The organism is Ferrovibrio terrae (assembly GCF_007197755.1).
Classification (GTDB): domain Bacteria; phylum Pseudomonadota; class Alphaproteobacteria; order Ferrovibrionales; family Ferrovibrionaceae; genus Ferrovibrio; species Ferrovibrio terrae.
Map to the genome: position 1 here is coordinate 2,371,192 of NZ_CP041636.1, position 22,851 is coordinate 2,394,042.

The 22,851-nt window shown below is 63.3% G+C and carries 24 protein-coding genes; 13 read left to right on the plus strand and 11 right to left on the minus strand.

All coding sequences use genetic code 11. The annotated features are described in order from the left end of the window. Positions 1–32 precede the first annotated feature (32 nt). Positions 33–1,274, plus strand: coding sequence for an aminotransferase-like domain-containing protein (locus FNB15_RS11545; protein WP_144068842.1), 1,242 nt, complete (start codon positions 33–35; stop codon positions 1,272–1,274). On the opposite strand, the gene FNB15_RS11550 is transcribed toward FNB15_RS11545, so the two are convergent. The 6 genes from FNB15_RS11550 to FNB15_RS11575 all read right to left on the minus strand — a co-directional run bounded on the left by FNB15_RS11550 (position 1,258) and on the right by FNB15_RS11575 (position 8,824). Further along, positions 1,258–1,896 (minus strand): DUF6064 family protein, encoded by a 639-nt coding sequence (locus FNB15_RS11550; RefSeq protein ID WP_144068843.1) that lies wholly within the window; start codon positions 1,894–1,896, stop codon positions 1,258–1,260. The genes FNB15_RS11545 and FNB15_RS11550 overlap by 17 nt on opposite strands. Beyond that, the gene (locus FNB15_RS11555; RefSeq protein ID WP_246068666.1) at positions 1,896–2,825 is read right to left on the minus strand and encodes an aldo/keto reductase; all 930 of its coding nucleotides are present in this window, start codon (positions 2,823–2,825) and stop codon (positions 1,896–1,898) included. Before FNB15_RS11555 ends, FNB15_RS11550 begins: the two co-directional genes overlap by 1 nt. Further along, a complete protein-coding gene (locus FNB15_RS11560) occupies positions 2,816–3,937 on the minus strand; it encodes a DUF2855 family protein (protein WP_144068844.1) in 1,122 nt (373 codons plus the stop codon). The genes FNB15_RS11555 and FNB15_RS11560 overlap by 10 nt, the downstream gene beginning before the upstream one ends. A gap of 129 nt (positions 3,938–4,066) precedes the next feature. Beyond that, positions 4,067–7,234 (minus strand): efflux RND transporter permease subunit, encoded by a 3,168-nt coding sequence (locus tag FNB15_RS11565; protein ID WP_144068845.1) that lies wholly within the window; start codon positions 7,232–7,234, stop codon positions 4,067–4,069. 21 nt (positions 7,235–7,255) lie between these two features. Further along, entirely contained in the window at positions 7,256–8,380 is a 1,125-nt protein-coding gene (locus tag FNB15_RS11570; RefSeq protein ID WP_185973529.1) for an efflux RND transporter periplasmic adaptor subunit, read from the minus strand. Positions 8,381–8,488: 108 nt separating this feature from the next. Next, positions 8,489–8,824, minus strand: a complete 336-nt coding sequence (locus tag FNB15_RS11575; RefSeq protein WP_144068847.1) for a GIY-YIG nuclease family protein — start codon at positions 8,822–8,824, stop codon at positions 8,489–8,491. A gap of 77 nt (positions 8,825–8,901) precedes the next feature. On the opposite strand from FNB15_RS11575, the gene FNB15_RS11580 reads away from it, so the two are divergent. The 4 genes from FNB15_RS11580 to FNB15_RS11595 all read left to right on the plus strand — a co-directional run bounded on the left by FNB15_RS11580 (position 8,902) and on the right by FNB15_RS11595 (position 12,901). After that, on the plus strand, positions 8,902–9,468 hold the full coding sequence (locus FNB15_RS11580; protein WP_144068848.1) for a DUF2239 family protein: 567 nt from the start codon (positions 8,902–8,904) through the stop codon (positions 9,466–9,468). After that, a complete protein-coding gene (locus tag FNB15_RS11585; protein WP_144068849.1) occupies positions 9,465–9,914 on the plus strand; it encodes a DUF488 domain-containing protein in 450 nt (149 codons plus the stop codon). The genes FNB15_RS11580 and FNB15_RS11585 overlap by 4 nt, the downstream gene beginning before the upstream one ends. A 69-nt stretch (positions 9,915–9,983) precedes the next feature. After that, a complete protein-coding gene (locus FNB15_RS11590) occupies positions 9,984–10,940 on the plus strand; it encodes a TAXI family TRAP transporter solute-binding subunit (protein ID WP_144068850.1) in 957 nt (318 codons plus the stop codon). Positions 10,941–11,032: 92 nt separating this feature from the next. Further along, the gene (locus tag FNB15_RS11595; protein WP_144068851.1) at positions 11,033–12,901 is read left to right on the plus strand and encodes a TRAP transporter permease; all 1,869 of its coding nucleotides are present in this window, start codon (positions 11,033–11,035) and stop codon (positions 12,899–12,901) included. Here FNB15_RS11595 and FNB15_RS11600 read toward each other — a convergent pair. Genes FNB15_RS11600 through FNB15_RS11610 form a run of 3 tightly spaced genes read right to left on the minus strand, consistent with a single transcriptional unit; the run spans position 12,886 to position 15,832 of the window. Next, complete coding sequence (locus FNB15_RS11600; RefSeq protein ID WP_144068852.1) at positions 12,886–13,404, minus strand: dihydrofolate reductase family protein; 519 nt, start codon at positions 13,402–13,404, stop codon at positions 12,886–12,888. The two genes, FNB15_RS11595 and FNB15_RS11600, sit on opposite strands and share 16 nt — an antisense overlap. A 5-nt stretch (positions 13,405–13,409) precedes the next feature. Beyond that, entirely contained in the window at positions 13,410–14,849 is a 1,440-nt protein-coding gene (locus FNB15_RS11605) for an FAD-binding oxidoreductase (protein ID WP_144258737.1), read from the minus strand. 53 nt (positions 14,850–14,902) lie between these two features. Further along, entirely contained in the window at positions 14,903–15,832 is a 930-nt protein-coding gene (locus FNB15_RS11610; protein ID WP_144068853.1) for an L-threonylcarbamoyladenylate synthase, read from the minus strand. 99 nt (positions 15,833–15,931) lie between these two features. Here FNB15_RS11610 and FNB15_RS11615 point away from each other — a divergent pair, with 99 nt between their 5' ends. The 8 genes from FNB15_RS11615 (at position 15,932) to FNB15_RS11650 (ending at position 21,877) form a co-directional block, all read left to right on the plus strand. After that, entirely contained in the window at positions 15,932–17,725 is a 1,794-nt protein-coding gene (locus tag FNB15_RS11615; protein ID WP_144068854.1) for an acyl-CoA dehydrogenase, read from the plus strand. Positions 17,726–17,852: 127 nt separating this feature from the next. Beyond that, entirely contained in the window at positions 17,853–18,986 is a 1,134-nt protein-coding gene (locus tag FNB15_RS11620; protein WP_246068667.1) for an MBL fold metallo-hydrolase, read from the plus strand. Between the two features lie 117 nt (positions 18,987–19,103). Beyond that, entirely contained in the window at positions 19,104–19,559 is a 456-nt protein-coding gene (locus FNB15_RS11625; protein ID WP_144068855.1) for a hypothetical protein, read from the plus strand. Positions 19,560–19,632: 73 nt separating this feature from the next. Next, a complete protein-coding gene (locus FNB15_RS11630; protein ID WP_144068856.1) occupies positions 19,633–20,475 on the plus strand; it encodes an SDR family oxidoreductase in 843 nt (280 codons plus the stop codon). A gap of 248 nt (positions 20,476–20,723) precedes the next feature. Then, positions 20,724–20,990, plus strand: coding sequence for a YMGG-like glycine zipper-containing protein (locus FNB15_RS11635; RefSeq protein WP_144068857.1), 267 nt, complete (start codon positions 20,724–20,726; stop codon positions 20,988–20,990). A gap of 106 nt (positions 20,991–21,096) precedes the next feature. Further along, complete coding sequence (locus tag FNB15_RS11640; protein WP_246068668.1) at positions 21,097–21,420, plus strand: BON domain-containing protein; 324 nt, start codon at positions 21,097–21,099, stop codon at positions 21,418–21,420. A 10-nt stretch (positions 21,421–21,430) separates the two neighbouring features. Further along, entirely contained in the window at positions 21,431–21,640 is a 210-nt protein-coding gene (locus tag FNB15_RS11645) for a DUF3185 family protein (protein ID WP_144068858.1), read from the plus strand. Positions 21,641–21,718: 78 nt separating this feature from the next. Then, positions 21,719–21,877 carry a DUF3309 family protein gene (locus FNB15_RS11650; RefSeq protein WP_144068859.1) on the plus strand — a complete coding sequence of 53 codons (159 nt, stop codon included), beginning with the start codon at positions 21,719–21,721 and terminating at the stop codon, positions 21,875–21,877. 53 nt (positions 21,878–21,930) lie between these two features. Here FNB15_RS11650 and FNB15_RS11655 read toward each other — a convergent pair whose 3' ends face one another. Then, the gene (locus FNB15_RS11655) at positions 21,931–22,251 is read right to left on the minus strand and encodes a chorismate mutase (RefSeq protein WP_144068860.1); all 321 of its coding nucleotides are present in this window, start codon (positions 22,249–22,251) and stop codon (positions 21,931–21,933) included. A 79-nt stretch (positions 22,252–22,330) separates the two neighbouring features. Next, positions 22,331–22,819, minus strand: coding sequence for a hypothetical protein (locus tag FNB15_RS11660; RefSeq protein WP_144068861.1), 489 nt, complete (start codon positions 22,817–22,819; stop codon positions 22,331–22,333). Positions 22,820–22,851: the final 32 nt, after the last annotated feature.

Consider the following 22,851-nt stretch of genomic DNA (forward strand, 5'->3'; position numbering starts at 1 on the left):
CAAAATCTTTTGAGGAAATCCGAGAAAATCCGATGTCTGAATCCGTTTTCCCCGGCCTGTCCCTTGGCGTGCAGGAACTGCGCGCCTCTGAAATCCGCGAACTGCTGAAGCTGATCGCCCGGCCGGAAATCATTTCCTTCGCCGGCGGCATTCCCGACCCCGCGATTTTCCCGCTGGAGGCCATCGGCGCATCGTATCAGCGCGTGTTGGCCGATCCGGCGCAGGCAAAAGAGGCCTTCCAGTATTCGATCAGCGAGGGCTATGTGCCGTTGCGCGAATGGATCGCCGGCTATCTGAAGACGCATGGCATCGAGACTGGCATCGAGCGCATCCTGATCACCTCGGGTGCGCAGCAGGCCATCGACTTCCTCGGTCGCGCGCTGATCAATCCTGGCGACAGCGTCGTGGTGACCTCACCGAGCTATCTCGGCGCCATCCAGGTCTTCAACACCTACCAGCCGAAATTCCTCTCGGTGCCGATGGACAATGAAGGCGTGCTGCTCGACCAGCTGGAAGCTGCCTTCAAGCAGAAGCCGAAATTCTTCTATCTCACGCCCGACTTCTGCAATCCGGCCGGCATCACCACGTCGCTGGCGCGCCGCGAGGCGATCCTCGAGCTGGCGCATCAGTATGGCGTCGCCATCCTGGAGGATTCGCCCTACGAAGAGCTGCGCTACGAGAATCAACGCATCCCGAGCTTCGCCGCGCTCGAGCAGCGGTATCTCGCCGGGCCGGATAGCGATGGCAGGCGGCTGGTGGTCTATATCGGCAGCCTGTCGAAGGTACTGACGCCGGCGTTGCGCATCGGCTGGATCAACGCCGATCCGTCGTTGATCAACAAGCTGGTACTGCTTAAGCAGGCGTCCGACCTGCATTGCAGCACGATCAACCAGATGGTCGCCTGCGACATTGCCAAGGCGTCGCATGCCGGTCAGGTGCAGAAGCTGCGCAAGGCCTACAAGGAACGCCGCGATGTGATGCTGGAGGCACTGGAGCGCTGCCTGCCCAAGGAAGTGAGCTTCACGCGCCCCGATGGCGGCATGTTCATCTGGCTGGAATTTCCCGAGGGCATCGATGGCGCCGAACTGCTGGCCGAAGCGGTGAAGGATACGCATGTGGCCTTCGTGCCCGGTTCGGCCTTCTATGCCACCGATGCGAAGCGCAACACGGCGCGGCTCAGTTTCTCGCTGGGCGAACCGGCGCGCATCCGCGAAGGCATCGAGCGGCTGGCTGCCCTGCTGCAGAACAAGCTGCGCTCTAACCGCGCGGCTTAGTCGACAGCGCGCGTAGCACCAGCGTCAGCAGCCCGGCGACTGGCAGCAGCCAGAAAGTCGGCGTCTTCATGGTCCATAGCGTGGCGCCATCAATGGCGCACCATATCAGCGGCAGCACCAGCAGCAGCCAGTGCGCGCGCAAGGCCAGAAGAAGCCCGAGTGTGGCCACCACGGTTGGCCCCGGCATCAGGGCAAAGACCTCGCCCTGCTGCCACGGCCTGTCGAGCATCCAGGGCAGCAGTGGCTGCAGGAACAGCGCGCAGACCACCAGCATGAAACCCGCGGCGCGGCTGCGTCCCTCGGCGGGCCGCAACTCGCGGTCGAAGGCGAAAAACCACAACAGCAGGCCCTGCAGGGCAAAGCCGTAGGCGAGCCATTCTGCTGACCAGTTGATCGTGAAATAACGCTCGTATTGCCAGAGCCACGCCGTCAGCAGCCAGGCGGCGCCGGCGAACAGCAGCGCCAGCGGCTGGCCGGTCAGCGCCAGCATGGCAATCCCGGCGATCACGGCGGCGACCTGCCAGGGCCAGAGTGTCTCGTTATGCAGTTCGAACAGCCGGAAATAGGTTGCGGGCGAGAACAGCAGGAAATCCGACAGGCGATAGCTCCACCATTCTGACATCACAGGCCCTCAACGTGGCTGACGATGCGTCGGCGCAAATTTGCATCCGGCAGCGTGCCATGGCCAGCGCCCATATTCTCGGCCAGATGCTGCGTGCGTGTGGTAGCCGGGATCACGCAGGTCACTTCGGGCTGCGCGATGATGAATTTCAGCAGCAGCTGGGCCCAGTTTTGAGCGCCGATCTCGGCGGCCCAGCCGGGCAGGGGATGACGCTCGACAGCCTGGATCAGGTCGCCCTGGCGGAATGGCCGGTTGACGATCACGCCGATCTTTCGTTCGCGCGCCAGCGGCAGGATGCGCTGTTCGATCTCGCGGTCGAGCACATTGTAGCTGACCTGGATGAAATCGATCGGCTGGCTGCGCATGATGCGCTCGATCTCCTCATGGCGGCGGCCTTCGGAAGTCGTGATCCCGATATAGCGCACGCGGCCCTCGGCCTTCATCACACGCAATGTGTCGAGATGCGCCTCCCAGCCCAGCAGGTTATGCACCTGCAGCAGATCAAACTTCTCCACGCCCCAGTGCTGGCGCGTGGCCTCGATCTGCGGCGGGCCGCCGCGGCCCGACGAGGTCCAGACCTTTTCCGCCGAGAAGACTTGTTGCTTCGCGTCCAGCGACTTGAGGCCTTCTCCGATCACGCCCTGCGACGAGCCGTACATCGGCGAGGAATCCACCATGCGTCCGCCGGCGCGGAAGAACTCGCGCATCACGGCAATGCTGGCGGCACGGCCGCGCGGATCGTTGCCGACATTGAAGGTGATCCAGCTGCCCAATCCTATGACAGGCAGCTTTTCCCCGCTGGAGGGGATTTCGCGCGTGACGCCGGCTGTCTGGCAAAAAGCCGGCAGGGTTGCCATCGCCGCCGTGCCGGTCAATCCGGCCAGCACGGTGCGTCGCGAAACCGGATTGCCGTACAGGTCTAGTCCCACAGGCTCAGGACATGGCCTTCATTGGGGGCCACGCCGCCGGACAGCAAGGCGCGATAGGCCGCTTCGGTGGCGCTGCGGCCATTGCCGCGGATCACCTTGATCCAGCCCTGCAGCACTGGCACGAAGTCGGTCCAGGCAGAATTCAGACGCGTTTCCACGCCACCGCGGCCCCAGTCTTTGCTGCGCTTCACGATGCGGTCCGGGGCGAAGAAGAAGATCGGCTTCGGCCCCGGCAGGCCCTTGCCCGGCGGGCTCATCTCGCCATGCGCCAGGCCGACGGCGCAGCTGTATTTCAGGCTGTCACCGTAGTGCGTGTGGATCGCGCGCCGCACCTCAGTGCTGCCGGCGAAATCGACATAGACGGCATCTTCCACCGGCTGCTTGCCGATCTCGTCATAGGTCACCACGCGGTCGTAGCAGCCCAGACCTTCGACGAAGGCGCGATTGGAAGGCGAGGTGAGGCCCACCACCGTGGCCACTTTATGCTGGTGCAGCAGACGTGCCAGCCCGAAGGCAGTTTTCGACGAGGCGCTGGACAGGATCACAGTCTGCGCGCCGAAGAACTTCTCATCCACCAGGAAGTCGTCGAGCAGAAATGACGTGATGAATAGCGGGCGCAGCAGCGCCTGGTAAGCCTCGAAGTCTTCCGAGAAGGCCGGGTCGGTGGTGATGCGCAGGTAGCTGTTATAGGCCGGCGGCAGTTTGGCGCGATGCGGTGCGGCCTCGATGAAGTTGCTGTCGGTGAGTTTGCCAGGCGTCATCACCAGATGGGTCGCCATCGGGAAATAGCCGAAAATGCGTTCGTCCACTGCAATGGTCGGATGGCGCGAGGCAATCACATCGGCAAAGCCCCAGACCGGGATGATGCCCCATTTGTCGGCATCGGTTGGAAAGAAGCCCCAGTAGGACATCATGTCACCCAGCTGGGCATAGGTGATGTTGTTGGCGGTCAACGCGAAGCTGTCGACCTTGACCAGAATTTGGTCCGCCTGCAGGTCGTCGGCATGCAGGGTGACGTCTGCGAAGCGGGTCTTGTTCAGGTCGTTCTTGTGTACCTGGAACTGCGCGCCGGCCAGATCGGATTTGGCGGTGGCGGTGAGTATCTGCGACATTGAAACCTCCAGGTGCGGCGGCTGTGCTGTTCGTCAGTCTTATATAGCGCTCAATCTAGAACGCAGATCATAGCTGCAATGTGACAAGGATCAGACAAAAACTGCGGAAAATTGCCGTGAATGGCGGAACTATTCGCCCGGCTGACGAAGCGTGGGCTCACCATGGGGCGTCGGCTCAGCATGGGCTTGGGCCGACGCACCGCGCAGTTTGCGGCTGGCCCAGACGCCCAGATCATCCAGATAGGTGAAGATCACCGGTGTAACGATCAGCGTCAGCAGGGTAGACGAAATCAGGCCGCCGATCACCGCATGGGCCATGCCCGCGGTCTGCTTGGCGCCTTCGCCGACTGCCATGGCCAGCGGCAGCATGCCGAAGATCATGGCGAGCGTGGTCATCAAGATCGGGCGCAGGCGGATCTCGCCGGCTTCCAGAATGGCCTCGCTGCGCGACATGCCGTCGCGCCGGGCATGGTTGACGAAGTCGATCAGCAGGATGGCGTTCTTGGTCACCAGGCCCATCAGCATGATGAAGCCGATCACGGCAAACATGCTGAAGGTGGATCCCCAGGCCCAGAGCCCGACCACGACGCCGAACAGCGACAGCGGCAGGGAGGCCATGATGGCGATGGGCTGCAGGAAGCTGGCGAATTGCGAGGCCAGGATCAGGTAAATCAGGATCACTGCCAGCAGCAAAGCTGCGGCAGCGTAACCCGCGGATTCCTTCATGTCCTTCGAGGCGCCACCGAACCAGAAGCGGTAACCTGGCGGCAGTTTCATCTGTTCCAGCCTGGCTTGGATGGCGCGGCTGACTTCACCGACGGGACGCCCGTCGGTGGTGGCGGTCAGCAGTACTTCGCGGGCGAGATCACGGCGGTTGATCTGGGTCGAGCCGGTGGAGGGCTGAATCTTCACCACCTGCGCCAGCGCCACCATTTTCGGATTGCCCTCGGCATTCATCTGGTTGGACGCCACATAAATGCGTTCCAGGTCGGGCATGCCAGTGCGATCGTCGCGCGGCAGGCGCACGAACACATCGTAATCCTCGGAATCCGGCGCCTTCCAGGTGCCGGCCTCTTCGCCGGCCAGCAGCGGCCGCAGCGTGTTGGCAATGGCGGTGGTGCTGACGCCGAGATCGGCGGCGAGCTGGCGGTCGACCTCCAGTGCCACGGTCGGCTTGTTGGCCTTCAGGCTCGATTCCAGATCGACCACGCCGGGCACGGTGCGCATGATCTCCATGGCGTCCTGCGACAGCTTGTCGAGCTGGGCGATGTCCTGACCTTTCAACGCAATCATGATCGGCTTGTTCAGGCCGCCGCCCAGGTTGGCCTGGCCGATATTGATATTGTCGATGCCGGCGATATGACCGATGCGGTCACGGAAGAACACCGCCATCTGCTGCGGCGAATACTTGCGCTCGCCAATCGGCACGAACCGCACATACAGCGTGCCGACATTGCGACGCGAAAAACCGCCGGCATTGATCGAAGCGAAGGAATAATCGACTTCGGGGAATTCCTTCAGGGCGTCCTGCACCTGACGGATCTTGGCCTCGGTATAGTCGATCGAGGAGCCGGACGGCGTGGTGACCTCAACCAGGATTTCCGACAGGTCCGGTTCAGGCAGGAATTCGGAGCCGATCTTGCCCGATGCCAGGATGCCGATGGTGCCGACGAAGCTCAGCACCGCCATCAGCAGCACCAGCCAGCGGAACCGCAGGCTCCAGGCCAGGACGCGGCGATAGACGCGGCCGAGCCATTCCATGCCCTTGTCGACCAGACCGACCGTGCGGCCGACGGGCCCGCGTTTGGCGTTGGGCAGGCTGTCCGGATCATGCCAGACGCTGGACAGCATCGGGTCGAGCGTGAACGACACGAACAGTGAGATCAGCACGGCCACCGTGACGGTGATGCCGAACTGCAGGAAGAAGCGCCCGATGATGCCGTCCATGAAGGCGACCGGCAGGAAGACGGCGACAATGCAGAAAGTGGTGGCCAGCACGGCCAGACCGATCTCGTTGGTGCCGTCCAGCGAGGCCTGGCGATGGCTTTTGCCCATCGCGACGTGGCGCGTGATATTTTCCCGGACAACAATCGCGTCGTCGATCAGGATGCCGATGGCCAGCGACAGCGCCATCAGGGTCAGCTTGTTCAGTGTGAATCCGGCCGCGTGAACTGCTGCCAGCGTGCCGATCACGGCAATCGGCAATGTTAAGCCCGTGATCACCGTGCTGCGCCAGGAATTCAGGAACAGGAAGACGATGATCACGGTGAGGATCGCACCCTCGATCAGGGTGCGTTGCACGCCATTCACCGAGGACAGGATCGCACGGCTGTCGTCGCGCATGAACTGCAGCGAGACGTCGGAGGGCAGGTCGGGCTGCAGTTCCTTCACCGCCTGCTTCAAGCCGGTGATCACTTCAAGCGTATTCGAGCCCTGCACCTTGACGAAGCTGATCGCCAGCTGGCGGTCGCCATTGAACAGCGCGACGGCTTCCTTTTCCTCCGAGCCATCCTCCACGGTGGCGATGTCGCCGACCGTGACCGAGGTGTTGCCGCGACGCGCCACCACCAGTTCGCCCAGACGACGGGGATCGATCACCCGGCCCTCGATCTGGACGACGAACTCGGTCTGCGGCCGGGTCAGGGTGCCGAGCGGGATCTGCTGGTTCTCGGCTTTCAAGATGTTGACCAGCTGGTCCATGCCCACGCCATAGGCCTGCATCTTCTCAGGATTGGGCAGCACGTTGATGCGGCGTTTCAGGCCGCCGACGATATAGGCCTGGCCGACGCCCCGCACGGTCTGCAGACGTTTCAGGATCACCTGATCGGCCATGGTGGTCAGCTCGCGCAGATCGCGGCGCTCGCTGCGTACGGTGATCGAGGCGACTGGCTGGTTGTCAGGCGAGAAGCGGCTGATTTCCGGCTGTTTGACCTCGTCGCGGAAGCGCGGCGTCACCTGGGCGATCTTTTCACGCACGTCCTGCACGGCGGCGATGGCATTCACCGTCAGTTCGAATTCGATGATGACGGTGGAGCGGCCTTCCAGTGAGCGCGAGGTGAGGGTCCGCACGCCGCTGATCGTGTTGACGGCATCTTCCACCGGACGGGTGACTTCGCTCTCCACGCTTTCCGGCGTGGCGCCCGGATAGGCGGTGCTGACCACCACGATCGGGAACTCGACATCGGGGAACTGCTCGACGCTCAGCTTGAAGTAGGCGAACAGGCCGACCACCAGCAGCGATGCCATCATCATGGTGGCGAAGACCGGATTGTTGACGCTGATGCGGGTCAGCCACATGGCGCAGGCTCCCCTTGCTGATCAGCGGCCGGCGATGCGCGCGGCCAGCCCGTCGCTGAGCCGCAGGCCGGGCGTGGCGATAACAGTTTCACCGTCATTCACGCCGATGGCGATGCCGACGCGGCCATCGACGCTGCCTTCCAGTGCCACTTGCACGGCGCGGCGTTCCAGTCTGCCGTTGTTCAGCACATAGACGGCACGACTGCCGGTTTCGTTGCGCAGCGCTTCAGCCGGGATGGCAACCACGCCGCGCTGTTCAGCCAGGATGGCTTCGCCAGTGCCGAACATGCCGCCGCGCAGCAGGTGTTCCGGATTCTGCAGCAGGATATACACCGGAATCGAGCGCGACCCGCTCTGCGCCGTCGGGTTGATGCGTTCAATGGTGCCGTCGAAGCTGCGTTCGGCAAAGCCTTCCACATGCAGCAGCACCTTCTGACCCACACGCAGCTGCGGCACGTCGCGCGCCGGCACCAGCGTTTCCACTTCGATCGTGTCGAGATCGGCGATGGTGAACAGACGCGCATCGATCGCGACGCGTTCGCCCGGATTGATGAAGCGTTCGGCCACCAGGCCGTCGATGGGCGCATAGATGGCGGCATCGTTTACGGCCTTGCGCGCCATGGTGATCTGCTGCTCCATGGCCGAGACATTGGCGCGGGCCGTGCGCCAGGCATTCTCGGCCTCATCCAGTGCAGTCTGCGATTTGACGCCGCGCTGGGTCAGCGTGACGGCTTTCTCGCGATTGATTTCGGCAAGTTTCAGCGCCGAGCGCGCGCTGTCGAGATTGCTCTGACGCTCGCGCAGGCGTGCGGAAACATCGGCAGTATCGAGACGGGCCAGCAACTGGCCTTTCCTGACGCGCTCACCGCGTCGCACGGAAATCTCGGTGACGACGGCGGCGACATCGGAGCGCACCTGGCTCTGGTTCAGCGGCTGCAGCGTGCCGCTCAGCCGTACCACCTGGCGCAGATCGGCGCGTACGGCCTTGATCAGGTCGGCGGGCGAGAATTCAATGCCGTCGAATTTCGCGGTCTCGGCCGTGGCGACCGCCTTGGCGGGCTGGCGGCCCTTTAGGGCATAGAGTCCGCCGCCGGCCAGTACGACCAGCACCGCAACGGACAGACCGATCTTCACCACACGCTTCATGACAGTCCCCCACCGGCGGCCGCGGCCTGCCGGGTCGCGCCGTATATATAAGGACGCACGAAACCCGTCCATCCTGCGAGTGTTACCCCTAGGTAACTGTGATTTTCGTCACAAGGCCTGCGCGGACAGCTGTCTGCACCAGTGGAGCAGGCGGTCTTTCAGCAGCCGCTCGCGCACATAGCTCAGCTCTTCCTCCTCGATCCGCTCCAGCTCCTCGAACTGGAAAGCCTCCGGGCCGTGGGTATTCCACGCCGTCTGCAGATCGCGATGGGTGTGACCGTTCTGGCGCAGGCTGAACCAGACCCGATTCTGGATTTTGCTCAGGTCCGGCGCGCGGCCGGCCCAGCGCTGGCCGGTCGGGCGACAGAGCAGGGCGTAGATGCCAGCTGCGGTCTTGCGTTCCTTGTAGGCGGCCAGCGCGGCCTTGCGGTCTTCGGTTTTCATGGATTTATCCTTGGTGGTGGAGCTAATATCATCCGGGTGATATTGACGCAAGTATTTTATCCGGGTAAATATAGGGTATGGCCGACCAGATCCTCTATACTGCCTTTGCAGGCGTGGACCGCCTCGCTGCCGGCGCGCTACCCGATGTGGCCGTGGCGGTCAGGGGCGCGCTGACTGCCGCCCCGACCTTGCCGGTGCTGGTTTTCAATGACGCCACAGGTGCGGTGATCGACCTCGATCTGCGTGGCAGCGATACGGAGATTCGCGCACGTCTGGAGCCGGCGGCCGAGATTGATCAGCCGGTGCGCGGCCGTGGCCGGCCCAGGCTTGGCGTGGTGGCGCGCGAGGTGACGCTGTTGCCCCGTCACTGGGACTGGCTGGCGGCGCAGCCGGGCGGGGCGAGCCAGGCGCTGCGCCGGCTGATCGACCAGGCACGCCGGGCGGATGAGGGACGAACGGAAGCCCGGTTGCGGCAGGAAGCAGCCTATCGCTTCCTCTCCGTGCTGGCTGGCAATCTTCCCGGCTTCGAGGAGGCGGCGCGCGCGCTGTTCGCCAATGACCAGGTACGCTTTGCCGAACAGACTGCCGCCTGGCCGCTCGATGTCTGCGCCCATGCGCAGAAACTGGCCTGGGCCGCAGCATGATGGCGATATTCACCATCGGGCATTCCAACCAGACGGCAGAGCAGTTCGTTGGCCTGCTGCAGACGTATGGCGTGCGCCTGCTGGCTGATGTGCGGTCTTCGCCGGCCTCGCGGTTCGCACCGCAATTCAACCGCGACGCATTGGCACGCAGTCTTCAGGATGCCGGGATCGGTTATCGCTGGTTCGGCCGGGCGCTCGGCGGTAAACCGCGCGCGCCCGAGCCGGTTTTCAGCGCTGGCATTGCCGACCTGCTGCAGGCGGCGGAGACGCAATCCACGGCGGTCATGTGTGCAGAGCGAGATCCTCGCATGTGCCATCGCACACATCTGGTGACGCCGGCGCTGCTGAAAAACGGTGCAATCGTCAAGCATATCCTTGGTGACGGGACACTGCTAGCTCATGACGCGCTGCAGCAACCGCTGAAACAACCCGACCTGTTCGGTTGATCTTTGCTTGACCTGACGGCGGCGTATACGCAGACTTTCCTCCCATAAAAACCTAACGGGAGGAACGTCATGCGCTATCGCGCCATTGCCAGTATCGGAATTCTCGCCGCCAGCGTCGCGGCTTTTGCAGGCGCGGATGCGCAGGCGCAAACCTACAAGCTGATGACCGGCCCGCAGGGCGGCGTCTGGGTGCCGCTGGGCGGCACGCTGAAGGCCATGTTCGAGAAAACCCTGGCGGGCGCCAATGTGCAGACCCTGCCGGGCGCCGGCATCGCCAATGTGAAGGGTGTCGAGGAAGGCAAGGCCGATTTCGGCTTCGGCAATTCCACCTCCACCGTCGATGCCATCGAAGGCCGCGCGCCCTTCGACAAGAAGGCGACCAACGTCTGCCAGATCGCCAATCTCTATCCGCAGTATTTCCAGATCGTCGCACTGGCCGATGCCAAGGTCGGTAAGGTTGCGGATATGAAAGGCAAGACAATCGCGGTGCAGACCCGTGGCAATACCGCCGAGGCGATCTCCGCCGATATCCTGAAGGCTAACAGCCTGGCCTATACCGACATGGGCAAGGTCAACTTCATGGCGTCGTACAACGATGCCGCCGCCCTGCTGCAGGACGGCCATGCCCAGGTCTTCACGCTCGGCACCACCATCCCGGCCTCGTCGGTGATGGATCTGGCCTCCTCGCGCGGCATCACGATGGTGCCGGTCTCGGATGCCGAAGTGGCGGCGATGAAGAAGATCAATGCTGGCTACGTGAAGGGCACCATCCCGGCTGGCACTTATCCGAAGCAGGACAAGGATGTGCCGGCGATCGCCTATTCGGCGCATTTCATCGCCAGCTGCAAGCTGCCGGAAGACAAGGTCTATGCCGTGACCAAGGCCATGGCGACGCAGATCGCCGATATGGCGGCGATCAACAAGGCGATGGCCAAGATGACACCGAAGGATATGGCCGAAGATATCGGCGTGCCCTTCCATCCGGGTGCGGCGAAGTATTACCGCGAAGTCGGCGCTCTGAAGTAAGCGCCAGCGTGATCAGTTGAGGCGACTGGCCGGCGTCGTCTGCCGCAGAAGCGGGCGACGCCGGTGTTTTTTAGAGTACGGGGGAGCGTGACATGGACGGCAGGACCCTGATCGGGCGGATCGCAATGCCCATCGGCGTGGCAATGGCGTTGTACCATATGTGGGTCATCGCCGTGGGCCCGCCGCAGGCGTTGATCTTCCGTGGTACGCATCTGGCGTTTGCCCTGGCGCTGATCTACCTGCTGTATCCCTTTGCGACGACCGGCGATGGCCGTCGCCGCTTCATCTGGCTGGATGCTCTGTTCGTTGCCGGTGCGGCGCTTGCGCTCGGCCATATGTTCATCGACTACGACTACTTCATCAACCGCATCATCTATATCGACGATCTGAAACCGCTGGATATCGTGGCCAGCGTCGCGATCATTGTGGTGGTTCTGGATGCCACGCGGCGCGTGATTGGCTGGGCGCTGCCGATCACGGCACTACTCTTCATGGGCTGGGCATTGGCAGTGACCCGGGTCGATCCGATGACCCTGCTTGACCAGCTCTACATGACCACCGAGGGCATCTTCGGCTCGACGCTGGGCGTCTCGGCGGCCTATGTCACCATCTTCGTCGTGTTCGGCAGCGTGATGGAGCGCACCGGCACCGGCAAGCTGTTCATGGATTTCGCGCTTGCCCTGACCGGCCGCCAGGCCGGCGGCCCAGGCAAGGTTTCGGTAGTGTCATCGTCGCTGTTCGGCACGATCTCGGGCTCTGCCGTCGCCAATGTGATGGTGGATGGCCCGATCACCATTCCGCTGATGAAGCGCACGGGCTTCACCAAGCATTTTGCCGCCGGCGTGGAAGCTGTTGCTTCCACCGGTGGCCAGATCATGCCGCCGATCATGGGCGCAGCCGCCTTTGTCATGGCGGAGTTCCTGGCTGTGCCCTATCTGCAGGTTGTCGCCTGGGCCCTGATCCCCAGCGTCCTGTATTACGTCGCCTGCTTTGGTGCCGTGCATTTCGAGGCCAAGCGGATGGGGCTGGTCGGCCTGCCCGCGCATGAAGTGCCGCGCCTGCTGACTGTGCTGAAGGAGCGCGGGCACCTGTTCATTCCTGTCGCCATCATTCTCGGCGGCATGATGATGGGGTACTCGGCGCCCTATTGCGCGCTGGCCGGCACGCTGGCCTGCTTCCCGGTGGCGTTGCTGCGCGCCAGCACGCGGGAAGGTCTGCATTGGGGCCTGGTTCCGGAAGCACTGGAAGACGGTGCGCGCAACACGCTGGCGGTGGCGCTCGCCTGCGCCTGTGCCGGCCTGGTGATCGGTTCGATCACCCTGACCGGCCTGGGCATCAGCTTCACAAACTGGATCATCGGTCTCTCACAGAGCAGCCTCATACTGGCCCTGGTGCTGACCGCGGTGGCTGGCATCATTCTCGGCATGGGCATGCCGACCACGCCGGCCTATATCGTCATGGTGTCGCTGATGGTGCCGGCGATCATGAAGCTGGGCGTGATCGAACCCGCCGCGCATATGTTCGCCTTCTATTTCGCCATCCTGTCGGCGATCACGCCGCCGGTGGCATTGGCGGTCTACGCTGCGGCCAGTCTGGCCAAGGCCGATCTATGGAAATCGGGCTGGGCGGCGGTGAAGATCGGCGCCGCCGGCTTCATCGTGCCCTTCATGTTCGTGTTCCAGCCGGCACTGCTGATGATCGGCGACTGGCCTGAAATTGCACATGCCACCGTTTCGGCCTGCATCGGCATCGGCATGCTGGCCGCCGGCCTGCACGGCTTCCTGCGCTTCCACCTGCGCAGTTACGAGCGCGCCATGCTGATCGGCGGTGCGCTGGCGATGACGCTGGTGCCGGGCTGGATCGGCGACGGCGTCGGCATCCTGTTGCTGATTCTGGTGCTGCTCGGGCAGAAGCTGATGCCGAACCAGGCCAGTCAGGTATCAGGTCAGACCACGTTGTAGACCAGCTTCATCACGCCACGGGTCAGCGTCTCGCTCTCATGCAGGGCGAGACGCACGTCCTGCGATTTGGGCAGCAGCGGCATGCCCTGGCCGAGCAGGGTCGGGATGACATAAAGCTCGAAGCGGTCGACAGCGCCGGCCGACAGGAAACCGGCCCAGAGCTGCGCGCCGCCGAACAGCCAGACATCGCCTTGCGTGGTCTGGCGCAGGTCCTGCGCCAGGGCGGCGAAGTCGGCCGGATGCGTGCGCACGCCGGCGGGCAAATCTGATAATGCCTGCGAAGTGACCACCGTGCAGGGCTTGCCGGCATAGTGCCAGTCAGGGCCGAAGCCGCGCGCCTGCTCGTAGCTGGCGCGCCCCATCACGATATGGCCAAGCCCGGCATAGAAATCGTTATAGCCGAAGTCTACCGGATCGTAGTCGTGCAGCCAGTCGACGCTGCCGTCAGTTCGCGCGATGTAACCATCGGCACTGACTGCCATATACGCACGGAACAGCGGCATGGCGTTTACGGCCAGACTACTTTGCCCGGATTGAGAATATTGTCGGGGTCGAAGGCGCGCTTGATCTTGCGCATCATCTCGATCTCGACCGGCGACTTGTAATGCACGATCTCGTCGATCTTCATGCGGCCGACGCCATGCTCGGCCGAAATCGAACCCTGCATGTCATAGGTGATGTCATGCACGATCTGGTGCACGGCATCCCAGTGTTTGAGGAAGTCGAGGCGGTCCCAGCCGACCGGCTGCGAGCAGTTGAAATGCACGTTGCCGTCGCCGATATGGCCGAATGCCACGACGCGGATGCCGGGCAGGTAGGCCTCCACCGCCTTGCTGGCCTGCTCGATGAAGTCCGGCATCTTCGACACCGGCACCGAGATATCACATTTGATCGAGCCACCCTCGGGCTTCTGCGAACTGGACAGCAACTCGCGGATCTTCCAGAAAGCGGCGCGCTGGGTGTCGGATTGCGCGATAGCGGCGTCCAGCACGAGACCCTTCTCGAAGCCCTCGGCCAGCACGGCTTCCATCGTCTCGCCGATATTGCCGTCGTCGCGACCCGAGCTGAATTCCATCAGCACATACCAGGGGTGCGGCTCGGCCACGGGGTCGTTGGTGCCGGGATTGTGCTTGAGCGCGAATTCGAGTGATAGGCGCGAGATGATTTCAAAGCCGGTCACCTGTCCGCCGGTCGCCGCCTTGGCGGTGGCCAACAGCTCAATGGCGGCGGACGGATTCGGGATTGCGGTGAATGCCGTCGCCATCGCGCGCGGCATCGGGTGAAGTTTCATCACGGCCGCCGTAATGATGCCCAGCGTGCCTTCGCCGCCGATGAACAGGTCGCGCAGGTCGTAGCCGGTATTGTCCTTGCGCAGGCCGCGCAGGCCATTCCAGACCTGGCCATCGGGCAGCACGACTTCGAGACCCAGTGCCAGGTCGCGGGTATTGCCATAGCGCAGCACGGCATTGCCGCCGGCATTGGTGGAAAGGTTGCCGCCGATGGTGCAACTGCCTTCCGACCCGATGGAGAGCGGGAAGAGGCGATCGGCTTCACGGGCCGCCTGCTGCACCTGCTGCAGGATGCAGCCGGCTTCCACCGTGATCGTGTCGTTCAGCGGGTCGATCGCGCGGATCTTGTTCATGCGCTGCAGCGACAGGATGATCTCGTCGTTGCCCATGAAGGGGATGTTGCCGCCGACCAGACCCGTGTTGCCGCCCTGCGGTACCAGCTTGGTCCGGGTTTCGCGGGCCAGCTTGATGATGGCGACCACTTCCTCGGTATTGGCGGGGCGCAGCAACATCGGCGAGGCGCCGACATAAAGATCGCGCTGTTCGCGCAGATGCGGCGCCAGCACGTCAGGATCGGTGACCCAGCCCTTGGGGCCGACCAGATCCTTGAAGCGGTCGAGCAGGGCGGTGGGAAGCGGGGTGGCGAGCGGTGCGTTCATGGCGGTGATTGTAGCTCTCTGGTCGCGAACGTCCACGCTTAGCGATCGCCAAGTCAGCGACCGCGGGCGGCGCGGGTCAAACGGTCGTTGATCGCAACACCGAGGCCCTGCTGTGGAATCGGCATCACGGCAATGCCATCAAGCCCGGGCATCTGGTCCAGCGCGTGCAGGCCGGCGTAAAGGCGTGCCGCCGCCTCGGCGAGATCACCGCTTTCGCTCAAGGGATAAACCGTGGCGAAACCTGACAGCGGCCTGCCAAAGCTGAGCAGGCCCTCGCGTCCCTGCGGTGCCGCAGCATCGAGCCGCACCGGCAGGCGTGGGGCGTAATGCTTCAGCAGCATGCCCGGTGATTGCAGTTTCCGGTCGGTAGGCTGCACGAGCGCTTCGCCGAGCACGGCCTCGATACCTTCAGCGGCGATGCCGCCTGGCCGCAGCAGAGCAGGTCGTTCGCCGGTCAGCCCGATCACGGTGGATTCCAGCCCCACCTTGCAGGCGCCGCCATCCAGCACCGCAATCTCAGGCCCCAGGCTGTCACGCACATGCTGCGCGGTGCTGGGCGAGACATGGCCCGACCGGTTGGCCGAGGGCGCCGCCACCGGCCGGCCGACGCGGGCCAGCAATTCGCGGGCAATGGGATGTGCGGGCATGCGCAGCGCCAGCGAGGGCAGCCCGGCCGAGACCGCCGGCGCCACCGGACAGCCGGGCAGGCGCGGCAGCACCAGGGTCAGTGCGCCCGGCCAGAAGGCCTCGGCCAGCCGGCGCGCACGTGCGTCCAGGGTCACCAGCGCTTCGAGCTGGGCGAAATCGGCGACATGGCTGATCAGCGGGTTGAAATCCGGCCGGCCCTTGGCGGCGAAAATCTTTGCCACTGCCGACGCATTGGTGGCATCGGCGGCCAGGCCATAGACCGTCTCGGTCGGGATGGCCACCACTTCGCCGCGCAGCAGGCGATCAGCCGCTTCTGAAATCGTTACGTCAACCATAGCGTTCTGAGTCTTAGCCTGCGGGCCTTGGCCTTGCTAGGCGTCCCGGACCATAATATCCCTGCGCCCAAGAAGAGCTTTCAGGTCAGGGAGACCGAGATGGAATACGTCGCCCCCGTCAAGGATATGCGTTTCACGCTGGAGCATGTTGCCGGCCTGGCCGACCTGGCCCGGCTGCCCGGCCTGGAGAATGCGGAAGCGGAAACCGTCGCTGCTGTTCTCGAAGAGGCGGCCAAATTTGCCGCCGGCGTGCTTTCGCCGCTGAATCGTGGTGGCGACCAGCATGGCGCCAAGGCCGAAAACGGCGTGGTGCGTACCGCGCCGGGCTTTGCCGATGCCTACAAGAAATTCGTCGAAGGTGGTTGGAACGGCATGCCGTTTCCGGAAGTGCTCGGCGGCGGGTCGATGCCCTGGGCAGTCACGATGGCGGCACAGGAGATGGTGCAGTCCGCCAATCTGTCATTTTCGCTCTGCCCGCTGCTGACCCAGGGCGCCATCGACGCGATCATCGCGCATGGCACCGACGAGCAGAAGGCGATGTATCTGCCCAAGATGGTGTCGGGCGAATGGACCGGTTCGATGAATCTGACGGAACCACAGGCGGGATCTGACGTGGGCGCGCTGAAGTCGAAGGCCGTGCCGGTGGGCGATGGCACCTACAGGATCAGCGGCAGCAAGATTTTCATCACCTACGGCGAACACGACATGGCGGAGAATATCATCCACCTCGTGCTCGCCCGCCTGCCCGATGCGCCGCCAGGCACCAAAGGCATTTCGCTGTTCATCGTGCCGAAGGTGCTGGTCAACAAGGACGGCTCACCCGGCAAGCGCAACGACCTGCGCGTGGTGTCGCTGGAGCACAAGCTCGGCATCCATGCCAGCCCGACCTGCGTGATGAGCTACGGCGACAATGGCGACTGCATCGGCTATCTGCTCGGTGCGGAAAACCAGGGTATGCGCTGCATGTTCACCATGATGAACAATGCACGGCTCTCGGTCGGTTGCCAGGGCCTGGCGATTGCCGAACGCGCCTACCAGCAGGCGCTGGACTATGCCGAGCAGCGCAGGCAGGGCCGCCATCCCGGCATGAATGCCGAACAGCATGTGTCGATCATCGAACATGCCGATGTGCGCCGCACCCTGATGCTGATGCGCAGCCTGACCGAAGCCTGCCGCGGCCTGATCTATCTGAATGCCGCCGCGATCGACCGCTCGCATCATCATCCTGATGAGGCCGAGCGCAAGGCGTCGAAGGCGCTGGTCGAGCTGCTGACGCCGCTGTCGAAATCCTGGTCTACCGATATTGGCTGCGAAGTGGCTTCCATGGGCGTGCAGATCCATGGCGGCATGGGCTTCATCGAGGAAACCGGCGCGGCCCAGCATTACCGCGATGCCCGCATCCTGCCGATCTATGAAGGCACCAACGGCATCCAGGCCATCGACCTGGTCACGCGCAAACTGCCGCTGAATGGTGGCGAGACGGTTAAGGCGCTGTTCGCGCAGATCGCCGGTGTCGTGGCCGAAACCGCGACGGCGGACGAGGGCTTCACCACTATTCATGCCAATCTGGATGCGGCGCTGAAAAGCTTGAGCAAGGCAAGTCAGTGGATCGGTGGCCAGCTCGCCAGGAACCCTGAAACCGCCCTTGCCGGCGCCACGCCTTACTTGCGCGCCTTCGCCACCACGGTCGGCGGCTGGTTGCTGGCCAAACAGGCGCTGGCGGCGAAGGCGGAAATCACCAAGGGGGGCACCGATCCGTATTTCACCGCGAAAATCGTGTCGGCGCGGCTGTTTGCCGATCAGGTGCTGACCAGCGTGGACGGCCTGTGCCGCTCCGCCACCGATGGCAGCGCCAGCCTGGCCGACGTCACGCCCGAACTGCTGCGCGCATAAGTCGCAGTCGAGCAGCGATCTGTCCGGCATTGACGTAACGTCAGTGCTGGACTTCGCTTGTTTGTGGCTTAGCTAAGCGTCAGACTGTGACGAAATAGCCCCCGACAACATAATCAGGACCAGACCAGTGTCCGATGCGCCCGCATCACAGGATTTAGCTGCCCAGACCAAAGACGTGCCCGGCATCGATGGCACGCCGGTGTCTGATCAGGGCAGCCTGACCTATCCTTTTGACGGTCGACCCGGCGATGGCGAAGTGATGCAGATGCGGCCCGGCGTGCTGTGGCTGCGCATGCCGCTGCCGATCCCGGGGCTGGATTTCATTAATCTCTGGCTCATCGAAGAGGCCGGGGGCTGGACCTTGGTGGATACCGGCGTCAAATCCTCGAAGCTGCAGAAGATCTGGGACGAGGTGGTTGCGCGCCATCTCAAGGGTAAGCCGATCACCCGCATTCTCTGCACGCATTTCCATCCTGATCACATTGGTCTGGCCGGCTGGCTGCAGCAGAAGTTCGATGCGCCGCTGTGGATGACGCTGGGCGAGTGGACCTTCGGCCGCATGCTGGCGCTCGAGGAAACACCCGATGTGCCGGACGAGGTGATCAGCTTTTATCAGCGGATCGGCTTCAATGAAGACCTGATCGCCGCCCTCAAGGCGCGCGGCTATGGCAATTTCTCCAAAGCCGTGACGCCGATCCCGCGGCATTTTCATCGCATCAGCGAAGGCGATGTGATCCGCATCGGCGGCCATGACTGGCGTGTGATTGTCGGCAACGGCCATTCGCCCGAGCATGCCTGCCTGTTCAATGCCGAGCTCAATCTGCTGATCTCAGGCGATCAGGTGCTGCCGCGTATCTCGCCGCATATCGGTGTCTATCCGGGCGAACCGGAAGCCAGGCCGCTGACGCAGTATCTCGACTCCTTTGCCAAATTCGCCGACCTGCCGGCCGATGTGCTGGTGCTGCCGGCGCATGGCGATCCGTTCATCGGCCTGCATGTGCGCGTCGCCATGCTGCAGCGCCATCACGAGACGCGGCTGGATGCGATCGTGGCCGCGCTTCAGCAGCGGCCGCACACGGTGATCGAAACGCTGCCATTGCTGTTCCGCCGTGACATCAAGGATCATATGACGCTCGCCGCCGGCGAGGCGCTGGCGCATCTGCACCACCTGATGCATCAGGGGCGCGTGGTCCGGCACCGCAACGCGGCCGGCGTCTTCGAGTTCAGCCACGGCAACGCTGAGGCCCAGGCAGCGCAGTAACCGGCAGCGCAGTAATCTCTGCGGGCGCCTCACAATAACCGCAATCCCTCTGCAGGTTGATCGTGGTCACGGCGCGTTGTGCCGGGGCGATGCTTTTTCCAGACGACGGGATATTTCATGAAATCCGTTTTCATCCTGGCCGCTTTCGGGCTGGGCTTTGCCGTATGGGGTATGCCCTCCACCGGTACTGCACAGGCCTGCAAGCAGACGCTGGATATGACATCTGCGGGCGGGCCGAAGGTGGTGCAGTGCCACGAAGTGACCGATATGCCGCAGAGTACGATCAACGCCATGTGTCGGCCGGCCGGCGCGCAGACCCGCACGGTCCCTGAGCGGCTGGAGAAATGCCCGGCAACCTATGTCGGGCTCTGCACGACGCCGCTGCGCACCATCCAGTCCAATCTGCGTCGCCTGCAGGGGTTACCGGACGAGCCGGACCCGAATGTGCCGGAAACGGCGACGATCAAAGCCTACTTCTATGAAGGCATGCCGCCCAACGCACCCGAGACCTGCGCGCGCAGCGGCGGCAAGTGGGCGACAGCGCAGAAGGCGCCGGCGAAAAAGCGCCAGTAGCCCCCCATCCTTCCCCTTGGTGCTTTTTCTTCGCCAGCGCTAAACTGGCGCAAAGCGAAGGGGAGGATACCAAATGGCCGAAGTCATCAAGACGGGCTCGCTCAAAGGCAAGACGCTGTTCATCACCGGCGCCAGCCGGGGTATCGGACTGGCGATCGGCCTGCGTGCCGCGAAAGACGGCGCCAATGTCGTGATCGCCGCCAAGACCACCGAACCGCATCCCAAGCTGGCCGGCACCATCTACACGGCGGCCGAGGCTATCGAGAAAGCCGGCGGCAAGGCGCTGCCGCTGGTAGTGGATGTGCGCGACGAGGCCGTGGTCGAGGAGGCGGTCAACAAGGCAGTCGAGTCCTTTGGCGGTATCGACATTCTGGTCAACAACGCCTCTGCCATTTCGCTCAGCGGCACGCTGGAAACGCCGATGAAACGCTACGACCTGATGCACCAGATCAATACGCGCGGCACGTATCTGTGCAGCCAGAAATGCCTGCCGCACCTGATGAAGGCCGAGAATCCGCATATCCTCAACCTGTCGCCGCCGCTGAACATGAAGGAGCACTGGTTTGCGCCCCACGTGGCCTACACGATGGCGAAATTCGGCATGAGCATGTGCGTGTTGGGCATGGCCGGCGAGTTCAAAAGGAAAGGTATCGGCGTCAATGCGCTGTGGCCGCGCACCGCCATCGATACCGATGCGATGAACGTGATCACCGGGCCCGAACTGCGCAAGAAATGCCGCAAGGTCGAGATCATGTCCGATGCGGCGCATGTGATCCTGACCCGTCCGGCGAAAGAAACCACCGGAAACTTCTTCATCGACGACGAGGTGCTGCGCACCGCAGGCCTGACGCATTTCGAGCGCTATCGCCATCCCGGTACCGCCGAAACTGATCTCATCCCCGATTTCTTCGTTTGAGCAGCCGCGTCACGAGTCGCTGATTTCAATACCCGGCTGAAATCTGTGAAAGCGGTGTGAGATTTCTGGGGTGGAACGTGGCGCAAGCCCGATTTTCCACGCCTTTCCGGGCCTTTCGCACCTGCCACGCAAGCGTGGCCGTGGAACCTAAGCCTTCCCAACCCGTTGGTTACGCACAAGTGCAGAGCGGTGTGCGAATGCGGGCCGGTCTGCCGAACCGAAGCCATCCGGGCTTCAAGGAGGCGACCATGAACCATGTTGCGAAGAACCGTCTGATGGCCGCAGCTGCGGCCGTTGCTCTGATCGCTGCCAGTGCCTCGCTGGGTGCCTGCGGCCAGTCGAAATCTGACCGTGCGATATCGGGTGGCGCCATCGGCGCCGGTGTTGGCGCCGTGGGCGGGGCCCTGACCGGTAATGCCCTGGGCGGCGCCGTGATCGGCGGCGCGGCCGGTGCGGCCACTGGCGCACTGACTGACGAAGACCAAATCAACCTTGGCAAGCCTGCCTGGCGCTAACACGCGCAGGAGCTGCTGGGGACGCTACGACCGCGGACGACTTGATTAAGTCGTCCGCGGGCTAACCAACCACAGAAGACCAACCCACGTACAAAAGGACGATGTCATGTTGACCCTCTCCCAGTTCTCCCGCAGCCTTGCCGTTGTCGCCATGCTGGGCGGCGCTGTCGCGGTTACCGCCTGCAGTTCCACCACCAAGCAGGAATCGACCGGCGAATATGTCGACTCTGCCGCCATCACCACCAAGGTGAAGGCCGAGCTGATCAAGGATCCGGTTACCAAGGCCGGCCAGATCAGCGTCGAAACCTTCAAGGACACCGTGCAGCTGAGCGGCTTCGTCGACACGGCGGCGTCCAAGAGCCGCGCCGAGCAGATTGCCCGCAACGTGCAGGGCGTGCGCTCGGTCAAAAATGACCTCGTCGTGAAGTAAGGAACACGCCATGCCGATGGGACGCGTGTTGGGCGTGATCGCGCTGGTTGCCGGCGCAATCCTGCTCTACTTCGGCCTCAATGCCTCGGATGCTCCGATGGAGCAGCTGAACGAAACCTTCACGGGCAGCTACAGCGACCGCACAATGTGGTACCTGGTCGGTGGCGCTGCGACTGCCTGCGGCGGCCTCGTGCTGCTGCTGCTGGGCCGCAAGGCCTGATCTCCCGGCGCTGGGGCATCGCCCCAGCGCCATACTTCTCTAGCCTGCCGTCATCCCGCTATCCGACTGGAGGCCACAATGGGCATCGGTACGATTCTGCTTATTATTCTGATCATCCTGCTGATCGGCGCGGTGCCGAGCTGGCCGTATAGCACCGGCTGGGGCTATTACCCCAGCGGCGGCATCGGCATCATCCTGATCGTCGTGATTGTCTTGCTTCTGATGGGACGCATCTAGCGGCCTGATCAGGGAGCCTGAAACAGCGTCCGGTCGCGAGACCGGGCGTTTTTTCATGTCTTGTTACCCTGCGTCTCGCTGGCAATGGCCTCGTGATGCCGGATCACCTCCTTGACGATGAAGGCGAGGAATTTCTCGGCGAAATCCGGGTCCAGCTTTGCGGCTTCAGCCAGCTGGCGCAGGCGGGCGATCTGGCGGCCTTCGCGTGCAGGATCGGCGGGCGGCAGCTTCTCGGTGGCCTTGAGGCGCCCGACCTGCTGTGTGCATTTGAACCGTTCGGCCAGCAGATGAATCAGGGCAGCATCGATATTGTCGATGCTGTCGCGCAGGCGCAGCAGTTCTGGATGCACGGTCGGGGTTGTGTCGGAAGCCATGGATCATCCTGACGGGCGGGAAATCAAAATCGGGCGCCCATGATGCTGGGGCTGAGGCAGGGGTCAAGTGCCCCGCAGCTCACTGCAGATGCAGGTCGACCTTGTAGCGTTCGTGGCCGTCTTCATCGGCGCGCTCGATGCCGATCACGCCGACGTCGTTACGCGTGGCCAGTGCCGGCAGCTGGGTGAGCAGATTGGCATGGGCGTGAACCGCGTTGGCTACCCCGTCGAAAGCGATGCCGATCGCCGTCATGTGGCAATCGAAGCAATAGCCGGCCTTCAGGTAGTCATGCGCCGAGGCCAGGTCGTGGAACAGGATGCCGGCAGTCTTCTCGATGGCGGACTGGCGAATCTGTGCCGTCGTCATGTCCTGCCCGTCGATCCGGAACGAACGCCGGTAGGCCTGGAAAAACGTCCAGGCCAGCAGCAGGGCGGCCTTGGTTTTGCCGCCGCCGGCCGGGCCGGAGATGAACAGGAAATGCGGCCGCGCGAGGCGGGCCTGAAGCTGCCGCACCTGGTCGAAACTGAAACCGAAATCGGGGAGGGACTGGAAATTGCGCTGAGACATCCTGAACCCAAAACTGGGGAGCAGCGCTTAGT

What these genes read in the sequence shown, in the direction of transcription:
- FNB15_RS11545 (WP_144068842.1), top strand. Translation starts at nt 33, where the DNA reads ATGTCTGAATCCGTTTTCCCCGGCCTGTCCCTTGGCGTGCAGGAACTG.
- FNB15_RS11550 (WP_144068843.1), bottom strand. Translation starts at nt 1,896, where the DNA reads ATGTCAGAATGGTGGAGCTATCGCCTGTCGGATTTCCTGCTGTTCTCG.
- FNB15_RS11560 (WP_144068844.1), bottom strand. Translation starts at nt 3,937, where the DNA reads ATGTCGCAGATACTCACCGCCACCGCCAAATCCGATCTGGCCGGCGCG.
- FNB15_RS11565 (WP_144068845.1), bottom strand. Translation starts at nt 7,234, where the DNA reads ATGTGGCTGACCCGCATCAGCGTCAACAATCCGGTCTTCGCCACCATG.
- FNB15_RS11570 (WP_185973529.1), bottom strand. Translation starts at nt 8,380, where the DNA reads ATGAAGCGTGTGGTGAAGATCGGTCTGTCCGTTGCGGTGCTGGTCGTA.
- FNB15_RS11575 (WP_144068847.1), bottom strand. Translation starts at nt 8,824, where the DNA reads ATGAAAACCGAAGACCGCAAGGCCGCGCTGGCCGCCTACAAGGAACGC.
- FNB15_RS11580 (WP_144068848.1), top strand. Translation starts at nt 8,902, where the DNA reads ATGGCCGACCAGATCCTCTATACTGCCTTTGCAGGCGTGGACCGCCTC.
- FNB15_RS11585 (WP_144068849.1), top strand. Translation starts at nt 9,465, where the DNA reads ATGATGGCGATATTCACCATCGGGCATTCCAACCAGACGGCAGAGCAG.
- FNB15_RS11590 (WP_144068850.1), top strand. Translation starts at nt 9,984, where the DNA reads ATGCGCTATCGCGCCATTGCCAGTATCGGAATTCTCGCCGCCAGCGTC.
- FNB15_RS11595 (WP_144068851.1), top strand. Translation starts at nt 11,033, where the DNA reads ATGGACGGCAGGACCCTGATCGGGCGGATCGCAATGCCCATCGGCGTG.
- FNB15_RS11600 (WP_144068852.1), bottom strand. Translation starts at nt 13,404, where the DNA reads ATGCCGCTGTTCCGTGCGTATATGGCAGTCAGTGCCGATGGTTACATC.
- FNB15_RS11605 (WP_144258737.1), bottom strand. Translation starts at nt 14,849, where the DNA reads ATGAACGCACCGCTCGCCACCCCGCTTCCCACCGCCCTGCTCGACCGC.
- FNB15_RS11610 (WP_144068853.1), bottom strand. Translation starts at nt 15,832, where the DNA reads ATGGTTGACGTAACGATTTCAGAAGCGGCTGATCGCCTGCTGCGCGGC.
- FNB15_RS11615 (WP_144068854.1), top strand. Translation starts at nt 15,932, where the DNA reads ATGGAATACGTCGCCCCCGTCAAGGATATGCGTTTCACGCTGGAGCAT.
- FNB15_RS11625 (WP_144068855.1), top strand. Translation starts at nt 19,104, where the DNA reads ATGAAATCCGTTTTCATCCTGGCCGCTTTCGGGCTGGGCTTTGCCGTA.
- FNB15_RS11630 (WP_144068856.1), top strand. Translation starts at nt 19,633, where the DNA reads ATGGCCGAAGTCATCAAGACGGGCTCGCTCAAAGGCAAGACGCTGTTC.
- FNB15_RS11635 (WP_144068857.1), top strand. Translation starts at nt 20,724, where the DNA reads ATGAACCATGTTGCGAAGAACCGTCTGATGGCCGCAGCTGCGGCCGTT.
- FNB15_RS11640 (WP_246068668.1), top strand. Translation starts at nt 21,097, where the DNA reads ATGTTGACCCTCTCCCAGTTCTCCCGCAGCCTTGCCGTTGTCGCCATG.
- FNB15_RS11645 (WP_144068858.1), top strand. Translation starts at nt 21,431, where the DNA reads ATGCCGATGGGACGCGTGTTGGGCGTGATCGCGCTGGTTGCCGGCGCA.
- FNB15_RS11650 (WP_144068859.1), top strand. Translation starts at nt 21,719, where the DNA reads ATGGGCATCGGTACGATTCTGCTTATTATTCTGATCATCCTGCTGATC.
- FNB15_RS11655 (WP_144068860.1), bottom strand. Translation starts at nt 22,251, where the DNA reads ATGGCTTCCGACACAACCCCGACCGTGCATCCAGAACTGCTGCGCCTG.
- FNB15_RS11660 (WP_144068861.1), bottom strand. Translation starts at nt 22,819, where the DNA reads ATGTCTCAGCGCAATTTCCAGTCCCTCCCCGATTTCGGTTTCAGTTTC.